Source organism: Anabaenopsis elenkinii CCIBt3563 (genome assembly GCF_015245355.1).
GTDB lineage: Bacteria > Cyanobacteriota > Cyanobacteriia > Cyanobacteriales > Nostocaceae > Anabaenopsis > Anabaenopsis elenkinii.
In genome coordinates this window covers 1,686,003-1,705,534 of sequence record NZ_CP063311.1, presented here as the reverse complement: position 1 = coordinate 1,705,534, position 19,532 = coordinate 1,686,003, and the positions used below count along the sequence as shown (strand labels likewise).

The following is a 19,532-nucleotide window of genomic DNA, read 5'->3' as shown; positions in this document are numbered from 1 at the left end:
CCTACATACTTTGCAATACCCTGCGGATAGTTTCTGTGGGTACTTCATCGGTAACTGTCACCACACCCATTTGGGTGGGTAAGACAAACCTAACTTTACCGTCCCTGACTTTCTTATCTAGTTGTAGTGTATCAATAATTGCCTCAATCTCTAAACCCTCTGGTAGTCGAGTTGGTAAACCGGCTTTTTCAATTAGTGCGTTTTGCCGTTTACTATCTTCAGGTGTCCACATTCCTAGTTCTAGGGCAATCTGTCCAGCTGCTACCATACCAATAGCCACGGCTTCGCCATGTTTAAGTAAACGATAGTTTGTCAGACTTTCCACAGCATGACCGATGGTATGTCCATAGTTGAGAATTGCTCTGAGTCCCCCTTCTTTCTCGTCCTTGGCTACTACCTCAGCTTTTGCTTGACAAGAACGGGTTAATATGTATTCTATAAATTCCGGCTTCATATAGCGGAGTTGATTCAGGTGTTTACTCCCTTCCATCTGGGCAAATAATTCGGCATCCCAAATGACACCGTATTTAATTACTTCTGCCATCCCAGCCCGAAATTCCCTCATGGGCAGGGTTTTGAGGGTTTCTGGACTAATTAATACTAATCGCGGTTGGTGAAAAGCCCCAATTAAGTTTTTGCCATGAGGATGATTTACACCGGTTTTACCACCAATAGCTGAGTCTACCATTGCTAACAGGGTGGTAGGTACTTGTACTACATTAATACCTCGCAGCCAGGTAGCTGCAGCAAAGCCTGTCATGTCGCCAATGACTCCGCCACCTAAAGCTACCATGGTTGAGGAACGTTCTAGACGGTTTTCTAAGGCAACATCATAAAGTTTTTGAATAGAGTTGAGGGTCTTGTAACGTTCACCTGGTGGGAGATTGTAACTGGCTACTTGATAACCAGCCAATGTCAGAGATTTTACTGCCTTCTCACCATAATGTTTAAAAATGCTGGGGTTAGAAACAACTAAGACTTTTTTACCTAAGTTGAGTGTGGCCATTTTTTCACCCAGTTGATCTAGACTGGATGGTGCGATCGCAATCTCGTAAGATTGGTGCGGTAGACTTACGTTAATTACAGAGGTCATTACCCAAAGTCAAATAAGCGATGGTGGGAAATTAAAGAATACTATATTTTCCATTCCCCATTCCCCATGATTCAATATATATGTAGTGCCCTATTGTGGAGAAGAATCAATGTTTGGAGTTATAGCTTATATTGGCTTTTTGGCCTTATTCATGGGCGTAGCCGTAGGTCTGCTATTTGGTTTGCGTGCTGTCAAACTAATTTAAGCTCCTCCCAATTTCCCCTCTCCTGACCCAGGAGTGGGGCTGGGGGTGAAGTTATTATATGGCATAATGTATTTAATTTAACAAAAATTATTTATTAGCCAAGTATATTTAAATAGGAGTTACGCATTGACAGAATAACAAAATAGTGAATTGATAAATATAGGTCGTCTACTTGCTAGGTATCAGACAATTAGAAAAATCACGAAACCATCCACAGCGCAATGCAATCTAGACCTATACACCTTATTTTTACTGTCAGAGCCAAAGTTTGGGGGGTGCAGTAGGTTAGCAGAGATATTAGGAGACGTTTCACATGATAGTGTGAATCGCTTTTTATTGAGAGAGCGATATGAACCGAAAGATTTATTCAACATTATAGAAAAAGTTATTAACTTGGTAGGAGGAATACTAAGTGTAGATGATACAGTGATAGAAAAGATTTACAGCGACCCCAAAAATGCTGAATTAATCGGTTATTTTTGGTCAGGTAAAGCCCATAAAACAATTATTGGCTTAAATTTAATCACTCTATATTACAGTGATATTCATGGTAATTCAGTGCCAATAAATTACAGAATATATGATAAAAAGGAGGGAAAAACAAAAAACGATTATTTTAGAGAAATGGTAAGTGAAATAATAAGCTGGGGAGTCAAACCCAGAATTGTAACAGGTGATAGTTGGTATTCAGGAGTAGAAAATTTGAAATTCCTAAAAAACCAGAAATTGGGTTTTCTCTTCGGAATTGAAAAAAATAGAACTGTTTCAAATGAGCCACACAAGTATTGTCAAGTAAGCACTCTGGCTATTCCCGAAGAAGGATTAAGGACTCATCTGAAAGAATTTGGATTTATAAAGTTGTTTAGGAAAGACTTTAAAAAAGAAGACTCTAGACACTATATTTTGTATCTTCCAGATGAGGAAAGAATCGAGGATATAACTAGAAATGAATTTATGACAATTCATGATACTCATTGGGGAATTGAAACCTTTCATCGAGCCATAAAACAAGTATGTGGAATTTGTCGGTTCATGGTTAGGGATACTCATGCAATTAAGACTCACATCTTTTGTTCACTTCAAGCTTTTGTTAAGTTGGAGTTTATGCGCTCTGAAAAAATAATTAGCAATTGGTATGAAATACAACGGAATCTGTTTACTTTAGTTGTACGTGAGCATATTTTTGCTAATCTTAATAGCGATCGCATGATCTAGATATCATAGATCATATTTTTTGTCAATGCGTAAGTCCTATTAAATATAAAAATAATTGCGGTTATTCCCTATTCAAAAATAGAACCTGAGTAAAATCATAAAATTTGGGTATAGCTTCCATAATAGATATGTGTAACACTAGGAAGCTACCTCAAGCTATATTTCCGCTGGAAATATAGATATGAAATTTAACGGGAGGTCAGGCAATGGCTATCGCCACCATTAATCCCGCCACCGGGGAGACAATCAAAGTCTTTGAGCCACTCAAAGATGCAGAAATTGCCTCTAAACTGGATTTGGCAGGTCGGACTTTTGCACAGTACCGCCAAACCAGTTTCTCGGAGCGATCGCAATGGCTAGAAAAAGCTGCCACCATTCTACAGCAAGAAAAAGCCGATTTTGCGAAAATAATCACCCTGGAAATGGGTAAACCTTATCAAGCAGCGATCGCAGAAGTAGAAAAATGTGTCCTGGTTTGTCAATATTATGCTGAACACGCGCCAAGTTTTCTAGCTGATGTTCCCATCCCCACCGATGCTAGTCATAGTTTTGTGCGCTATCAGCCTCTGGGTGTAATTCTGGCTGTAATGCCATGGAATTTCCCCTTTTGGCAAGTGTTTCGTTTTGCCGCACCTACCCTAATGGCGGGTAATGTGGGCTTACTGAAACACGCATCTAATGTGCCCCAGTGTGCCTTGGCCATTGAGGATATTATCCATCGGGCTGGTTTTCCTCCAGGCGCTTTTCAAACCCTGTTAATAGGTGCGCCCAAAGTAGCCGCTATCATGGCTGATGACCGGGTAAAAGCTGCGACCTTAACTGGGAGTGAACCAGCTGGGGCATCCTTGGCTGCTGCCGCAGGTCAACAAATTAAAAAAACTGTTCTAGAATTAGGGGGTAGTGACCCGTTTATTGTCTTAGAAAGTGCTGATTTAGAAACCGCAGTGGCCACAGCAACCACAGCGCGGATGTTGAATAACGGGCAATCTTGCATAGCAGCAAAACGCTTTATTATTGTGGAGTCCATCGCTCTTGAGTTTGAAAAGTTACTTCTAGACAAATTTGAGGGGCTGAAAGTAGGCGACCCCATGCAGCCAGATACCGATATAGGTCCATTAGCAACCCCTGGTATTCTCCAAGACTTAGATCAACAGGTGCAAACTGCCATTAAAACTGGTGGTAAACTCCTGACCGGTGGACATCCTTTATCACATCTGGCTGGTAACTTTTACCCGCCTACCATCATTACAGATGTCCCCCCAGATAGTGCGATCGCCCAGGAAGAATTTTTTGGGCCAGTTGCCTTATTATTCCGTGTACCAGATATTAATGCCGCCATTAGACTAGCTAATGCTACACCTTTCGGCTTAGGTGCTAGTGCTTGGACAAATAATCATCAAGAATTTGAGCAGCTGATCACCCAAATTGAAGCAGGTGCCGTATTTATCAATAGCATGGTTAAATCTGACCCCCGCTTACCCTTTGGTGGTATTAAGCGGTCTGGATACGGTAGAGAGTTGAGTATTCAAGGTATACATGAGTTCGTCAATGTCAAAACCGTGTGGGTGAACTAACTAACTCATTAATCATTGGGTGTGGGCAGATATTTTACTCTTCTTCCCAATACTCAGTTCCCAGACCTTATTTATAACAACTGAGGAAATAAAATGAATACAGCTGAATTGTTGGTGCGGTGTCTAGAAAATGAAGGGGTACAATATGTTTTTGGTCTTCCCGGTGAAGAGAACCTGCACGTTTTAGAAGCGCTGAAACATTCTTCCATTCAATTTATTACCACTCGTCATGAACAGGGTGCCGCATTTATGGCCGATGTCTACGGACGCTTGACCGGAAAAGCTGGTGTTTGCCTTTCTACCCTCGGTCCTGGGGCGACAAACTTAATGACAGGGGTCGCAGATGCTAATCTCGATGGTGCGCCTTTAGTAGCAATCACTGGTCAGGTGGGAACCGATAGAATGCACATCGAATCCCACCAATATTTGGATCTGGTAGCAATGTTTGCACCTGTGACTAAGTGGAATAAGCAGATTGTCCGCCCCAGTATTACACCCGAAGTGGTACGTAAAGCATTTAAGCGATCGCAAACTGAAAAACCCGGCGCAGTGCACATTGATTTACCAGAAAATATTGCCGCTATGCCGGCGGAAGGCAAACCTTTACAAAAGGATAATATCGAAAAAAGCTATGCTTCTTTTGCTTGTATTCGCGCTGCGGCGGCGGCCATTTCCCAAGCAGTTAACCCCATTATCTTAGTAGGTAACGGAGCAATTCGCGCTCATGCCAGTGATGCAGTTACCCAATTTGCCACCCAAATGAATATACCAGTGGCTAATACTTTTATGGGCAAAGGCGTAATTCCTTATACTCATCCATTGACATTATGGTCAGTGGGATTACAGCAAAGAGATTTCATTACTTGTGGCTTTGATCATACAGATTTGGTAATTGCCATTGGCTATGATTTAATCGAGTTCTCCCCCAAAAAATGGAATCCTCAAGGTAATATTCCCATTATTCATATTGCCGCCAACTCAGCCGAAATTGACAGCAGTTATATTCCCCAGGTGGAAGTAATCGGAGATATTTCCGATTCCCTCAATGAAATTTTAAAATTGGCAGATAGACAAAGTAAACCAAATCCCTATGCTATTGGCTTAAGGGCAAATATTCGTGCTGATTACGAACAGTACGCCCACGATGATGGTTTTCCCATTAAACCCCAAAAATTAATTTATGACTTACGCCAAGTCATGGGGCCAGATGATATCGTCATTTCTGATGTGGGCGCACATAAAATGTGGATTGCTAGACATTATCACTGTCATAGTCCCAATACTTGCTTGATTTCTAATGGTTTTGCCGCCATGGGGATTGCTATTCCGGGCGCTTTAGCCGCAAAACTGGTTTATCCTAACCGCAAAGTTGTAGCAGCGACTGGGGACGGTGGCTTTATGATGAATTGTCAGGAATTGGAAACAGCCTTACGAGTGGGTACTCCCTTTGTCACTTTAATTTTTAATGATGGTGGATATGGCTTAATTGAATGGAAACAAGAAAATCAATTTGGCACAGGTAACTCATCCTTTGTCCATTTTGGTAATCCTGATTTTGTCAAATTAGCCGAAAGTATGGGGTTAAAAGGTTATAGAGTTGAATCTGCTACTGATTTAATCCCCGTACTCAAAGAAGCCCTCAACCAAGATGTACCTGCTGTTATCGATTGTCCCGTAGACTACCGCGAAAATCACCGCTTTAGCCAAAAAGCCGGCGAATTAAACTGTACAATTTAGTCCATGAACCCTGCACACCTTTAAACAACACATTTTCTCTAGCACTTTGCAGTCATAGCGGGCCCCAAGCCCGCATCAAATTCTATGCCTATTGAGATTCCTAATTGACCTGCAATTTCCCGGGAAAGTCAACCTTTAATCCGTCTCAACTGAGACAATACAGGCCTAATCTTAGTCCTCATCCAGTGCCGGAAAAGTCTCTTCAAACCGCCATAAATTATCCTTATTCTCAAGAAACCAGACCCTAGTTTCCGGAGTTAATTGACCCCAAATGACATCACCGGGAATGTGAGGAGAAGCATACTGATATTTTAAACCAAGTTCTTTGAGATTATTCTGAACATCATGGGGAATGCCAAAATCCTCCCAGTTGACTTTCACACGTCTACCTGCTGTACCCGCGGCCGGATCAAAAATCAACTGAGCAGCTCTAATTAAATCAGCAAAATGTTTGGGTTTAAGACTAGCCATCTGTCGAATTTGGCTAGATTCGTTATGCTCTTGAGACATTGTAAGTAAATTGGGTAAAATTGGTGATCTAATCAAACTATTGGCAGAGATTTTTACCCCAATGCCCTCATTTTAGCGCAGGAGCCTCCACCGTTGCATAGTTATGGGCCACCGCCACCCAATCTGCTTACATCCTCTCCAACACGGGAATACCCAGCAAATCTAAACCCAACCTCAAGGTTCTAGCCGTCAAATCACACAAGATTAACCGGGATGTCCGCAGTGGTTCCTCAGCCTCCAGCACCCTTACCCCCTGGTTACGATCATAAAACTGATTAAACTTTTTACTTAACTCATACAAATATTCACATAAACGGTGGGGTAGCAACTCTTCCTCAACAGTACTAATCACCTCACCTAACTGTAGTAAGTACTTGGCTAAAGCTAACTCAGTGGGGTGCTGTAGCAATACCTGAAGATTATCTCCTAACTGAGCAAAATTAATTCCTCCCTTGCGGCTAATCCCCTGAATCCGTGCATAAGCGTACAACATATAGGGTGCAGTATTACCCTTAAGATCCAACATCTTGTCGTAGCTGAAGATATAATCACTGGTACGATTTTGGCTTAAATCAGCATATTTTACGGCACTAATACCAACTACCTGGCCGACTTGACTGATAAATTCTTCAGGTTCTTGGCGTTCTTCTTCTTGTAATCTGCGTTCTAAATCTTTACGGGCACGAATCACAGCTTCATCTAATAAATCCCGTAATCTTACGGTATCACCGGCACGAGTTTTAAATTTTTTACCATCTTCTCCCAAGACTAAACCAAAGGGAACATGAACTAGTTCCACATCATCAGGAACCCATCCCGCTTTACGAGCGACTTGGAAGAATTGGGCAAAGTGGTTACTTTGTCCAGAATCTGTCACGTAAATTATGCGTTGTGCTTGATCTTTTTGAATTCGGTAACGCAAAGCTGCTAAATCTGTTGTGGCGTAGTTATAACCACCATCGGATTTTTGTACAATTAAAGGTAGTGGTTCACCTTCTCTGTTAGTGAAGCCTTCTAAGAAAACTACCTTAGCTCCTTGATTCTCCTCCAGTATCCCCAATGTGGCTAAATCTTCCACGACAGAGGGAAGTAAGGGATTATAGAAAGATTCTCCCCGTTCATTTAATTGCACATCCAGCAGATCATAAATTACCTGAAATTCTCTGCGTGACTGTTCGCACAGTAGTTTCCAAGCATGAAGGGTGTCTTCTGCACCTGCTTGTAATCTCACGACTTCCTTTCTTGCTGACTCTTGAAAAGTTTCGTCTTCATCAAAGCGCTGTTTAGCTTGGCGGTAAAAATTGACTAAATCACCAATATTTAAAGCATTCGCAGTGGTCAGGGCTTCCGGGTAAACCTCTCTGAGGTAGGTAATTAACATCCCAAACTGTGTACCCCAATCACCGACATGATTTAACCGCAAAACATTATGCCCCCGAAATTCTAAAATCCGGGCGATCGCATCACCAATGATTGTAGAGCGCAAGTGTCCGACGTGCATTTCTTTAGCAATATTCGGACTGGAAAAATCGACAATTTCTCGTTTTGGTGTCTCGGCCTTTGGGATTCCCAATCTGGAATCAGCTTGAATGGTTTTGAGTTGTGTTTCTAGGTAGGAAATTTTTAGCTTGAGATTGATAAAACCAGGACCTGCTATTTCTGGGGTTTCGCAAAACTCAGATACATCCAATTTCTCTACGATAGCCAAGGCGATCGCCCTTGGTTGCTGTCCTAATTTTTTACTCAGGGACAAAGCCACATTTGCTTGATAGTCACCAAATTTAGGATTACTTGCAGTCACTAAAATCGGGTCTACTCCCGCGTAGTCACCGCCAAAAGCAGCCACTAAACCCTGCTGAAGTTTCAGTTTTAGTTGTTCTTGTGTAGCGTTCATATATGAATGTTATCTGTTTATGGAAGGCTATCGGCCGCCTAATGATGAGACTTTCTGTAAAACTTGACTATTTTAGCTCTAACTAGTGCAGCTTACGCCAGGCTATGCTATCGGGCGATTCATTTACCTGAAATTTTCATACTTAAATCTAACCACCTGGATTGAGTAATGGGCGCACTACTAGATATATAGTCAACCCCAGTCTCAGCAATAGTGCGAATAGTTTCTAGGGTGACATTTCCCGAAGCTTCTATTTTTACCCTAGTATTATGCTGACGGATTAACTGCACTGCTTGACCCATTGTCTCTACAGGCATATTATCCAACATAATAATGTCGGCTTGATGTTCTAAGGCCGCTTTCACTTCTTCTAGGGTTTCTGTCTCTACCTCAATAGTCAGAGGATAGGGTATCTGGGAACGAATTCGGGTAATAGCTTCACCAATTCCCCCAGCAGCAGCAATGTGATTATCTTTAATCATTACAGCATCGTCCAAACCCATGCGGTGATTTACCGCCCCACCTACCGCAGATGCATACTTTTCTAATAATCTCAGCCCTGGTGTAGTCTTGCGGGTGTCCACAAACTGAGCCGGTAAATCTGCTATTTGCTCTACATATATATGTGTGAGAGTAGCAATTCCACTCAACCCCATAGCCAAATTCAGCGCAACCCGTTCACCCATGAGCAGCGCATCTAGAGAACCGTGAATTTCTGCTATGACTTGTCCTGGTTCACACTTTGCACCCTCACTTACAAGAGGCTCAAAATTCACTTTTTCATTTAGAAGCTCAAAGACTCTGGCTGCAACTGGTAAGCCCGCAATTATCCCCCGTGCTTTAGCGATCCATGTAGCTCTTCCTGTGGTTCCATGTTTCCATAAAAGAGACTGGGTAGTGCGATCGCCACGACCAATATCTTCCACTAACCAGCCACGCAGTAAAGGATCTAGAACTAAACTTGGCGGTAACACACCGAATTTACTCACAACTTAATTACTTTCATTTTATTTTCCAGACACACTATACCTCAAACAGCCTGCTACACAAGACTTTCAGAGACATGAAAAAAAAAGTTGAGATTTTGGGAAAAAAAGAGTTGACAAAGCTAGGGACGCTCGCTATATTGGATAAGTGCCTGAGAGACGAGCGCCGAGAGCGGCATCAAACAGGGACACCGAACCATGAAAATATTATAGTTTGAAAGCGATAAGACAGCAAATATTCCGCGTCAAATCAATAAACTAACTAGACTGAAGTTAAAAAAGAGCAGTCAAAAGAGCTAAAACAAACAATTCAAAACGGAGAGTTTGATCCTGGCTCAGGATGAACGCTGGCGGTATGCTTAACACATGCAAGTCGAACGGTCTCTTAGGAGATAGTGGCGGACGGGTGAGTAACGCGTGAGAATCTGCAATCAGGTCGGGGACAACCACTGGAAACGGTGGCTAATACCGGATATGCCGAGAGGTGAAAGGCTTGCTGCCTGAAGATGAGCTCGCGTCTGATTAGCTAGTAGGTGTGGTAAAGGCGCACCTAGGCGACGATCAGTAGCTGGTCTGAGAGGATGATCAGCCACACTGGGACTGAGACACGGCCCAGACTCCTACGGGAGGCAGCAGTGGGGAATTTTCCGCAATGGGCGAAAGCCTGACGGAGCAATACCGCGTGAGGGAGGAAGGCTCTTGGGTTGTAAACCTCTTTTCTCAGGGAAGAAAAAAATGACGGTACCTGAGGAATAAGCATCGGCTAACTCCGTGCCAGCAGCCGCGGTAATACGGAGGATGCAAGCGTTATCCGGAATGATTGGGCGTAAAGGGTCCGCAGGTGGCTATGTAAGTCTGCTGTTAAAGAATGAGGCTTAACCTCATCAGAGCGGTGGAAACTACACAGCTAGAGTGCGTTCGGGGTAGAGGGAATTCCTGGTGTAGCGGTGAAATGCGTAGATATCAGGAAGAACACCAGTGGCGAAAGCGCTCTACTAGGCCGCAACTGACACTGAGGGACGAAAGCTAGGGGAGCGAATGGGATTAGATACCCCAGTAGTCCTAGCCGTAAACGATGGATACTAGGCGTGGCTTGTATCGACCCGAGCCGTGCCGGAGCTAACGCGTTAAGTATCCCGCCTGGGGAGTACGCACGCAAGTGTGAAACTCAAAGGAATTGACGGGGGCCCGCACAAGCGGTGGAGTATGTGGTTTAATTCGATGCAACGCGAAGAACCTTACCAAGACTTGACATGTCGCGAATCCTGCCGAAAGGTGGGAGTGCCTTCGGGAGCGCGAACACAGGTGGTGCATGGCTGTCGTCAGCTCGTGTCGTGAGATGTTGGGTTAAGTCCCGCAACGAGCGCAACCCTCGTTTTTAGTTGCCAGCATGAAGATGGGCACTCTAGAGAGACTGCCGGTGACAAACCGGAGGAAGGTGGGGATGACGTCAAGTCAGCATGCCCCTTACGTCTTGGGCTACACACGTACTACAATGCTACGGACAAAGGGCGGCGACACAGCGATGTGAAGCAAATCTCATAAACCGTAGCTCAGTTCAGATCGCAGGCTGCAACTCGCCTGCGTGAAGTAGGAATCGCTAGTAATTGCAGGTCAGCATACTGCAGTGAATTCGTTCCCGGGCCTTGTACACACCGCCCGTCACACCATGGAAGCTGGTCACGCCCGAAGTCGTTACCCCAACTTTTAGGAGAGGGGGACGCCGAAGGTAGGACTGGTGACTGGGGTGAAGTCGTAACAAGGTAGCCGTACCGGAAGGTGTGGCTGGATCACCTCCTTTTAGGGAGACCTATACCCCTCAGATATCGAACACACAAAGTAAATAGATACTGAGATGGTCATTCCTAGGTCGGTCGCGAAAATTTGCGGTTAGCTTTCAAACTATAGGTTGGGTTCGGATAATGGGCTATTAGCTCAGGTGGTTAGAGCGCACCCCTGATAAGGGTGAGGTCCCTGGTTCGAGTCCAGGATGGCCCACCTGAAAATAATCAGTAATCAAAAGTGTGTCAATAGTAGTTAAATATGAATGACAAACCAAAGATTACAAGTTGTTAGATGGGGGTTTAGCTCAGTTGGTAGAGCGCCTGCTTTGCAAGCAGGATGTCAGCGGTTCGAGTCCGCTAATCTCCACCTTGTGTAAAAACGACAACGCAAGAATGTCTTTTAGGTCAAAAAGTCCAGGAAAAATATAAATGTCATCGTACTGATTACCAAAGTATGATATAATAATAATTCCGGAAAAATTCAGCAATTGATTGTACCCACAATCGAACTGCTGGAATTATATCCAGCCAGAACCTTGAAAACTGCATAGTAACGCGAAAAAAAGCAGGCAGACACAGACAATCAAAAGAAAGTGTTTGCAGTGGAAAAACCAATGTAAAGTGGTCAAGCTAATAAGGGCTAACGGTGGATACCTAGGCACACAGAGGCGAAGAAGGACGTGGTTACCGACGATATGCTCCGGGGAGTTGGAAGCAAACTAAGAGCCGGAGATTTCCGAATGGGGCAACCCTAAAGACTACCTGCTGAATATATAGGCAGGAAAGAGCCAACCCAGCGAACTGAAACATCTTAGTAGCTGGAGGAAAAGAAATCAAAAGAGATTCCCTGAGTAGTGGTGAGCGAAAGGGGAGGAGCCTAAACCAAGGGATATATCCCTTGGGGTAGTGGGACAGCGATATCGAATCTGGCGGTTAGACGAAGCAGCTAAATACTGCACCAAAGAAGGTGAAAGTCCTGTAGTCGAAAACTCAAGGATAGTAGCTGAATCCCGAGTAGCATGGGGCACGAGGAATCCCATGTGAATCAGCGAGGACCATCTCGTAAGGCTAAATACTACTGTGTGACCGATAGTGAACCAGTACCGCGAGGGAAAGGTGAAAAGAACCCCGGAAGGGGAGTGAAATAGAACATGAAACCGTTAGCCTACAAGCAGTGGAAGTCCGATTAAACGGATGACCGCGTGCCTGTTGAAGAATGAGCCGGCGACTTATAGGCACTGGTAGGTTAAAGCGAAAATGCTGGAGCCAAAGGGAAACCGAGTCTGAAAAGGGCGCATAGATCAGTGTTTATAGACCCGAACCCTGGTGATCTAACCATGGCCAGGATGAAGCTTGGGTAACACCAAGTGGAGGTCCGAACCGACTGATGTTGAAAAATCAGCGGATGAGCTGTGGTTAGGGGTGAAATGCCAATCGAACCAGGAGCTAGCTGGTTCTCCCCGAAATGTGTTGAGGCGCAGCGGTAATGAATATATCTGGGGGGTAAAGCACTGTTTCGGTGCGGGCTGGGAGACCGGTACCAAATCGAGACAAACTCAGAATACCCAGAGCACACATTGCCAGTGAGACAGTGGGGGATAAGCTTCATTGTCAAGAGGGAAACAGCCCAGACCACCAGCTAAGGTCCCCAAATCATCACTAAGTGAGAAAGGAGGTGAGATTGCATAGACAACTAGGAGGTTTGCCTAGAAGCAGCCACCCTTGAAAGAGTGCGTAATAGCTCACTAGTCAAGCGATCTTGCGCCGAAAATGAACGGGGCTAAGTGATGTACCGAAGCTGTGGGATTAAGCAATTAATCGGTAGGGGAGCGTTCCGTCATAGGTAGAAGCAGTAGCGGCGAGCAGCTGTGGACGAAACGGAAGTGAGAATGTCGGCTTGAGTAGCGAAAACATTGGTGAGAATCCAATGCCCCGAAACCCTAAGGGTTCCTCCGGCAGGTTCGTCCGCGGAGGGTTAGTCGGGACCTAAGGCGAGGTCGAAAGGCGTAGTCGATGGACACAGGGTGAATAATCCCTGACTAAGATGTGGGAGCATTGCCAGGGACGCATGAAAGATAGCCATACCCTAATTGGTTTGGGAGGGGTTTACGAACTCCGCATGGTGAAGGAAAGTGCCAAGAAAAGCTGGTAATGTGATGAAAGCATCTTACCCGTACCCGAAACCGACACAGGTAGGGAGGTTGAGAATACCAAGGGGCGCGAGATAACTCTCTCTAAGGAACTCGGCAAAATGGCCCCGTAACTTCGGAAGAAGGGGTGCCCACGAGAGTGGGTCGCAGTGAAGAGATCCAGGCGACTGTTTACCAAAAACACAGGTCTCCGCTAACTCGAAAGAGGACGTATGGGGGCTGACGCCTGCCCAGTGCCGGAAGGTTAAGGAAGTCGGTCAGGGGTTCGCCCTGAAGCTGACGACCGAAGCCCCGGTGAACGGCGGCCGTAACTATAACGGTCCTAAGGTAGCGAAATTCCTTGTCGGGTAAGTTCCGACCCGCACGAAAGGCGTAACGATCTGGATGGTGTCTCAGAGAGAGACTCGGCGAAATAGGAATGTCTGTGAAGATACGGACTGCCTGCACCTGGACAGAAAGACCCTATGAAGCTTTACTGTAGCCTGGAATTGTGTTCGGGCTTGGCTTGCGCAGGATAGGTGGGAAGCACAGAAGTACCCCTTGTGGGGGGTATGGAGCTAACGGTGAGATACCACTCTGGCGAAGCTAGAATTCTAACCTAGCACCCTCAGCGGGTGTAGGAACAGTTTCAGGTGGGCAGTTTGACTGGGGCGGTCGCCTCCTAAAAGGTAACGGAGGCGCGCAAAGGTTCTCTCAGCACGCTTGGAAACCGTGCGGCGAGTGTAAAGGCATAAAGAGAGCTTGACTGCAAGAGTGACAACTCAAGCAGGGACGAAAGTCGGCCTTAGTGATCCGACGGCACAGAATGGAATGGCCGTCGCTCAACGGATAAAAGTTACTCTAGGGATAACAGGCTGATCTCCCCCAAGAGTCCACATCGACGGGGAGGTTTGGCACCTCGATGTCGGCTCATCGCAACCTGGGGCGGAAGTACGTCCCAAGGGTTGGGCTGTTCGCCCATTAAAGCGGTACGTGAGCTGGGTTCAGAACGTCGTGAGACAGTTCGGTCCATATCCGGTGCAGGCGTAAGAGCATTGAGAGGAGCCTTCCTTAGTACGAGAGGACCGGGAAGGACGCACCGCTGGTGTACCAGTTATTCCACCAGGAGTAGACGCTGGGTAGCTAAGTGCGGAGCGGATAACCGCTGAAAGCATCTAAGTGGGAAGCCCACCTCAAGATGAGTGCTCTCACTACTTAAGTAGGTAAGGTCACGGGCAGAACACCCGTTTATAGGCTCTAAGTGGAAGTACAGTAATGTATGTAGCTGAGGAGTCCTAACAGACCGAGGGCTTGACCTCATTACTCTGGTTTTCGCGTTACTTGCAGTCTTCAGGGTCCTGTGACCCAACACTCTTTCCTGGTGTCTATGGCGCGGTGGAACCACACTGATCCCTTCCCGAACTCAGAGGTGAAACGCTGCAGCGGCCACGATAGTTGAGGGGTAGCCCTCCGCAAAAATAGCTCGATGCCAGGTTTTATATTCAATACCATAAATAAGAGCCTCTTCTACTGTTGAAGGGGCTTTTGTTTTTTTTCTTGGCTTATTTCTTTGGGGAGACTACCTGATAATGCAATCTAGCGAGCGCTAGATGCCAAAACTATACGAAAGAACCTAAACTACAATTGTTGCAGCTAAAAAAATACACTTGTGGATGCAATATTAGAACAAGCCCACGAATTAAAACAGGCGTTAGTTGATTTTGTCTTGGGTGCAGAAGGACAACTAGCACAAGCACTTGAAAGTTATGCAGCGGTACATTTGCGCGAAGGTACTGGAGATAGTATTCAGCAAGACTTCATCATTGATAGCTTTATTGTAGAAGGAAAAGTTGACCATAAATCACCTTTAGATTTGTTTATCGAAGACCATCAGGATTTATCAGAGAGCTATATCTACGACGGCTTAAGTCTACGCAGTTTAATCAATAACTGGCATCATAGTTTTATTGGCTTATTTGCCATCACTAATGTTTTACCAGATGGCTTTGAGTTCAGAAATTGGCTTACAGATAAGTACTACATTGTCAAGCCAATCGATACTCAAACTATACAAAGATTATCTTGGTTGAAGGCGGGAGAAATATTACTCACTCGTATTTTTCCCTTTAGCAATAGCTACTGGATATTTTCTAGCCCCTACATACTTATGGGCAACTTGGGTAAACCAAAACTCGCTGTAGCAATTGGTAATTTCAAAGAAAACTATAAAAATCATCTTTATAGCGATGCTCCTGACTTACTACAAGAAGCTTGGGGCTCAGTAGTGAAATATCATCGGCAGTTTGTGGAGTTTTTTGGCACTGATGAAATTACATTACCCGGATATCAACTGAATAAAAAAATTGCCGAATTTCAAGAATTAATTACTGAGACATATTTAGCTGCAACAGGAATTGATCCTTCTCAATCTCTAGCAGAAATTGCAGCAGAAGCAGGTGTTAGTGAAGAGGAAATACAAACCGCTGCAAAAGAATTTGGTGCAGACTCTAATATAGTTTCTCAGATATTTAAAGGTAAGAATAATAACGGGAATACTAAAATGGTTATGCCCAAGGTTAATTTACCTGCTGAACTGAGGAAAGCACAAGAGGTTACGGCTATTTCCCATCCTCGTTGGGGACAAATGTTTTTACCAACATATACTAAAATCCAAGCAATTCTCTCACATGAAGATGGGGAAGATATTGAAGGTAATCACACACTAATTCGCCACTATCTGGAAGATCAAAGTATTAATGCTTTTATCTGGCATCGTTTAGCCCAAAAGTACCCAAATCAACTGGAGAAGGTATTGCAAGTTTTTCTCCAACGTCCAGACTTTAAGCTAGTCAATGAATTGGATTCACTTTTACAGGAATTCGATAAACCTATAGAGCCAGATTTGCCAGAGGTTGCCAGTGTGCCTATACATTTGCACAATTTATTTCAAGAAGCCATAACAGAAGTTAACAAATCTCTACCCAAACCTAAGAGACGAAAGAAGTCAACAAAGGGTTTTCAGTCAGGCTAGCAATGGGCAATTTTCCCCCTAGAAAACTGCTATTCACAAAGCTAACCAATACCGCAGTTAATATGCAAAGTATAGACATTTAGTCATATTCAATTTCCAATTTAGCTACAGTTACAGCGTTAAAAGCGAACGCCAAAACTAAGGGCATAGGACACTTAAATAAAAATGTGGAGAATATGGCTAAAATTGTGCCAATTACCGCCGATGCTGACCATACTTTTTCCTCAACAGTTAACCCCTTTTCGGCTTTAATCAAGTTGAGGACATGATGGGGAATGGGTTCTGGCATGACTCCCCCCGGAGGAAAAGCCCAATAGCTATTCCGTCGCTCAACAAATAATTCTGTCCAGCCATTTTCTTGGCACCATTCTTCAATCCAATCAACAGAGTAATGAGTCATAATCTTTTTGGTAATTAAGACTTGTAGAATTTTTCTAGTGGGTAAATATAAGTTGCTGACAAAGGATTATCAACTGAGAGGAAAGACCCCACATATGAAGGGTCTAGCTATTTGGGAAAAACAACGACTGCTTAACTACTCACATCATTAAAAGACTAACAGTTTATCGTACCTATTGCACTCAAAATACAATAAACTTTACTTGTATAAGCTAAGATCAAGAATTGTAAATGACTCGGCGAACTGACAAGTCAGTACTGGGGCGATCCGTTGTTAACTTATCCAAGTATGTAGGTTATCCTATGAGTAGGATCTTGGATGGCTAATAATTGTCATACCCTTGATTATGTGTGTGGCAAAATATAGCCTAAAAATATGTCAAGAAAATTAAGTTGTTTTACAACTTAGGGAGTTGTTACCCTATTCATTGGAATTAAATTACTTAACAATAGTCTGGGTGCGATCGCCTATATGCTTATGGCAGGTAATAAAAGTATTTTTTATCCTTAACCGATTCTTACAAAAAATTATATGGGGTAAGCTCAAAGATGATTAAGGACTTTTTAACATTGGGTTGGTTGTCAAAACAATTACCCAATATATTTTGGAAGCAAGGACTAGCATTGATTGTGGGTATTATAGTATTTTGCCAGGCTTCCCCACCAGCCTGGGCAGATTGGACTCATCCGATGTCATTTAGTAATGCAGAATTAGCCAGACGTGATTTTTCAGGACAAATTTTACAAGCGGCTGAGTTCTCTAACGCCAATATGGAATTAGCTAACTTTGAAGGTGCTGACTTGCGGGGAGCAGTGATGAGTGCTTCGGTGATGACTCAAGCCAATCTCCACGGAGCCGATTTAACTAATGCTATGGTGGATCAGGTAAACTTGACAGGGGCTGATTTGAGCGATGCTATTCTTACAGAAGCTCTTTTGTTACGCTCCACCTTCACTAATGTGAATATCAACAATGCCGATTTCACAGATGCAATTTTGGATGGAGCGCAAATTAAAGAACTGTGCCACAAAGCCAGTGGTGTAAACTCTAAAACTGGTGTAGAAACTCGTTATTCTCTAGGATGTCGATGAAGCGTGTTGGTATAATTGGTGGTGGACAACTGGCCTGGATGATGGGGGGGGCTGCCAAAAAATTAGGAGTAGAATTGGTGGTGCAAACTCCGAGTACTCATGATCCTGCTGTGACTATAGCTCAGGATGTGGTTGTGGCACCGGTTGATGATGCTATTGCTACAGAGCTATTAGCAAAAAAAACTGATGTGATCACATTTGAAAATGAATTTGTTGATTTAGATTCCCTATCTTTAATCCAAAATCACGGTGTTTGCTTTCGCCCCAGGTTAGAAGCATTAACCCCTCTTTTAGATAAGTATGACCAACGGTGCTACTTAAAGGATTTGGGATTACCCGTTCCCCGATTTTTCGCCCTGGAACAACCAGCAAATCTCTCATCTCAAATAGCAGAATTGGGTTTCCCCCTGGTGTTAAAATGCCGACGGCATGGTTATGATGGCCAAGGGACTTTCATTATTAAAGATTTAGCGTCTTTGCAGCAAAAGCTAAATTCCGATATCACAACTAAAGATTTAAGTCAAACTATCTTTTTAATAGAAGAATTTGTCCCCTTTGAACGAGAATTAGCAATAATTGCCGCTCGTTCTGTAGAAGGTGAGGTTGTGACTTACCCTGTGGTAGAAACCCAACAAGAACAACAGGTATGTCGGCGAGTGATTGCACCAGCTGATATTACAGCCAATCAAGCAGCAGAAATAGAAGCGATCGCCCATACTCTTTTAAATAGTCTGGAAGTAGTGGGAGTTTTTGGTATTGAACTATTTCTTACCCGCACCGGTAAAGTATTGGTCAATGAAATTGCCCCTCGTACCCATAATTCTGGCCATTTCTCCTTAGACGCTTGTCAAACATCTCAGTTTGAACAGCACTTGAGAGCGGTTTGTGGCTTACCTTTAGGCAATCCTGATTTACATTGTACTAGTGCACTAATGGTTAACCTGCTGGGGTATGAAATTTCCACAAGCGACTACCAGAACCAGCGTCAAAAGTTAGCCGAGATTCCCCAAGCTTACGTTCACTGGTACGGGAAAACAGAATCACGTCCCGGGCGCAAGCTCGGACACGTCACGGTATTATTAGATGATCAAAACCGAGATAGCATTATCAATATAGCCCAAACTATAGAATCTATCTGGTATAGAGTTTAAATCTCACAAATATAGACAAATATCACAATACAGCAGTGTATAGTTCACCCAGTACCGGTAAAACCTACCAAAGAACGCGCACAGTGCCCCTGGTTTCTAACTATGGGGGTGTAGTGCGCTAGCGACTTTAGTCGCATTAGAGCGACTGACTGGCTTTAGCCACAGTGATATAATCGTAGAAGCGAGTAAAAGAACCATTTACCCGCAAACTTGCAGCCGTGGGGCACACGGTCAAGATGCTTGCTGTTAGCGGAGCGGCGCGTTAGCGCGGGTAAATTCATTGGAATCCCCGTGAAGCAAGAATCCCCCGGCTTCTAGCCGTGGGGAGTGTCAAAAAGCTAGTGAAAGATATATTTGTGCATCAACCTCTACTCCAGATTCCAGTTAAATTCACTAGAAAATTTTCATATTGAACACACAAGCTGTTTGATCAGGCTATAATGATTTAGTTGCACTACGACGTTGGTGACTGCCATCAAGTTTTTTGATCTATGTCTTTAAAGAAAAGGGAAGCTAACAAGTCTCGTGGCAGTAAACCGGGCGTGTATCCGGAAACTTAAAACGAACAGCGTCGGCACCCACCTGGTTAAACCAGGTCATAAACTTAGGTAAAACGGCGTCGCGGTGAACTTCAAATTATTAGCCCCTCAAGTTAGCAAAAACTGAGGGGCTTTAATTTTCTAAATCTGTATAATTTGATTCTAATTAAGCTACCATTCAGAGTTAGAATAA

At 44.0% G+C, this 19,532-nt stretch carries 12 protein-coding genes, 2 tRNA genes, 3 rRNA genes and 1 other RNA gene; 13 read left to right on the top strand and 5 right to left on the bottom strand.

Features of this window, described 5'->3' with window-relative positions:
• Position 1 precedes the first annotated feature (1 nt).
• Positions 2-1,093 carry a 3-dehydroquinate synthase gene (gene aroB / locus IM676_RS07680; protein WP_200989641.1) on the bottom strand — a complete coding sequence of 364 codons (1,092 nt, stop codon included), beginning with the start codon at positions 1,091-1,093 and terminating at the stop codon, positions 2-4.
• A 109-nt stretch (positions 1,094-1,202) separates the two neighbouring features.
• Between aroB and petL the strand changes: the two genes are divergently transcribed.
• The 4 genes from petL (at position 1,203) to IM676_RS07660 (ending at position 5,824) form a co-directional block, all read left to right on the top strand.
• Positions 1,203-1,298: a cytochrome b6-f complex subunit PetL gene (gene petL, locus IM676_RS07675; protein WP_200989640.1), complete on the top strand. Its 96-nt coding sequence runs from the start codon at positions 1,203-1,205 to the stop codon at positions 1,296-1,298.
• Positions 1,299-1,487: 189 nt separating this feature from the next.
• The gene (locus IM676_RS07670) at positions 1,488-2,513 is read left to right on the top strand and encodes an IS701 family transposase (protein WP_200990017.1); all 1,026 of its coding nucleotides are present in this window, start codon (positions 1,488-1,490) and stop codon (positions 2,511-2,513) included.
• A 206-nt stretch (positions 2,514-2,719) separates the two neighbouring features.
• On the top strand, positions 2,720-4,087 hold the full coding sequence (locus IM676_RS07665) for an NAD-dependent succinate-semialdehyde dehydrogenase (RefSeq protein WP_200989639.1): 1,368 nt from the start codon (positions 2,720-2,722) through the stop codon (positions 4,085-4,087).
• Positions 4,088-4,180: 93 nt separating this feature from the next.
• The gene (locus IM676_RS07660; RefSeq protein ID WP_200989638.1) at positions 4,181-5,824 is read left to right on the top strand and encodes an acetolactate synthase large subunit; all 1,644 of its coding nucleotides are present in this window, start codon (positions 4,181-4,183) and stop codon (positions 5,822-5,824) included.
• A 171-nt stretch (positions 5,825-5,995) separates the two neighbouring features.
• Here IM676_RS07660 and IM676_RS07655 read toward each other — a convergent pair whose 3' ends face one another.
• The 3 genes from IM676_RS07655 to nadC all read right to left on the bottom strand — a co-directional run bounded on the left by IM676_RS07655 (position 5,996) and on the right by nadC (position 9,217).
• Entirely contained in the window at positions 5,996-6,334 is a 339-nt protein-coding gene (locus tag IM676_RS07655; protein ID WP_200989637.1) for a hypothetical protein, read from the bottom strand.
• Between the two features lie 127 nt (positions 6,335-6,461).
• Complete coding sequence (argS, locus tag IM676_RS07650; protein WP_200989636.1) at positions 6,462-8,228, bottom strand: arginine--tRNA ligase; 1,767 nt, start codon at positions 8,226-8,228, stop codon at positions 6,462-6,464.
• 119 nt (positions 8,229-8,347) lie between these two features.
• Positions 8,348-9,217 carry a carboxylating nicotinate-nucleotide diphosphorylase gene (gene nadC / locus IM676_RS07645; RefSeq protein ID WP_200989635.1) on the bottom strand — a complete coding sequence of 290 codons (870 nt, stop codon included), beginning with the start codon at positions 9,215-9,217 and terminating at the stop codon, positions 8,348-8,350.
• A gap of 309 nt (positions 9,218-9,526) precedes the next feature.
• On the opposite strand from nadC, the gene IM676_RS07640 reads away from it, so the two are divergent.
• The 6 genes from IM676_RS07640 (at position 9,527) to IM676_RS07615 (ending at position 16,158) form a co-directional block, all read left to right on the top strand.
• A 16S ribosomal RNA gene (locus IM676_RS07640) occupies positions 9,527-11,015 on the top strand.
• A 123-nt stretch (positions 11,016-11,138) separates the two neighbouring features.
• A tRNA-Ile gene (locus IM676_RS07635) sits at positions 11,139-11,212 on the top strand.
• A gap of 80 nt (positions 11,213-11,292) precedes the next feature.
• A tRNA-Ala gene (locus IM676_RS07630) sits at positions 11,293-11,365 on the top strand.
• A gap of 256 nt (positions 11,366-11,621) precedes the next feature.
• A 23S ribosomal RNA gene (locus IM676_RS07625) occupies positions 11,622-14,446 on the top strand.
• Between the two features lie 58 nt (positions 14,447-14,504).
• Positions 14,505-14,622: ribosomal RNA gene (gene rrf / locus IM676_RS07620) — 5S ribosomal RNA — on the top strand.
• The 16S, 23S and 5S rRNA genes sit together here with 2 tRNA genes alongside, the layout of an rRNA operon.
• Positions 14,623-14,796: 174 nt before the next feature.
• Positions 14,797-16,158: a hypothetical protein gene (locus IM676_RS07615; RefSeq protein ID WP_200989634.1), complete on the top strand. Its 1,362-nt coding sequence runs from the start codon at positions 14,797-14,799 to the stop codon at positions 16,156-16,158.
• 79 nt (positions 16,159-16,237) lie between these two features.
• On the opposite strand, the gene IM676_RS07610 is transcribed toward IM676_RS07615, so the two are convergent.
• The gene (locus tag IM676_RS07610) at positions 16,238-16,561 is read right to left on the bottom strand and encodes a slr1957 family protein (RefSeq protein ID WP_449658005.1); all 324 of its coding nucleotides are present in this window, start codon (positions 16,559-16,561) and stop codon (positions 16,238-16,240) included.
• A 596-nt stretch (positions 16,562-17,157) separates the two neighbouring features.
• Between IM676_RS07610 and IM676_RS07605 the strand changes: the two genes are divergently transcribed.
• The 3 genes from IM676_RS07605 to ssrS all read left to right on the top strand — a co-directional run bounded on the left by IM676_RS07605 (position 17,158) and on the right by ssrS (position 19,432).
• A complete protein-coding gene (locus IM676_RS07605; RefSeq protein WP_200990122.1) occupies positions 17,158-17,649 on the top strand; it encodes a pentapeptide repeat-containing protein in 492 nt (163 codons plus the stop codon).
• Positions 17,646-18,800 (top strand): 5-(carboxyamino)imidazole ribonucleotide synthase, encoded by a 1,155-nt coding sequence (locus IM676_RS07600; RefSeq protein ID WP_200989632.1) that lies wholly within the window; start codon positions 17,646-17,648, stop codon positions 18,798-18,800. The genes IM676_RS07605 and IM676_RS07600 overlap by 4 nt, the downstream gene beginning before the upstream one ends.
• A gap of 448 nt (positions 18,801-19,248) precedes the next feature.
• Positions 19,249-19,432: non-coding RNA, 6S RNA (ssrS, locus tag IM676_RS07595), on the top strand.
• Positions 19,433-19,532 lie beyond the last annotated feature (100 nt).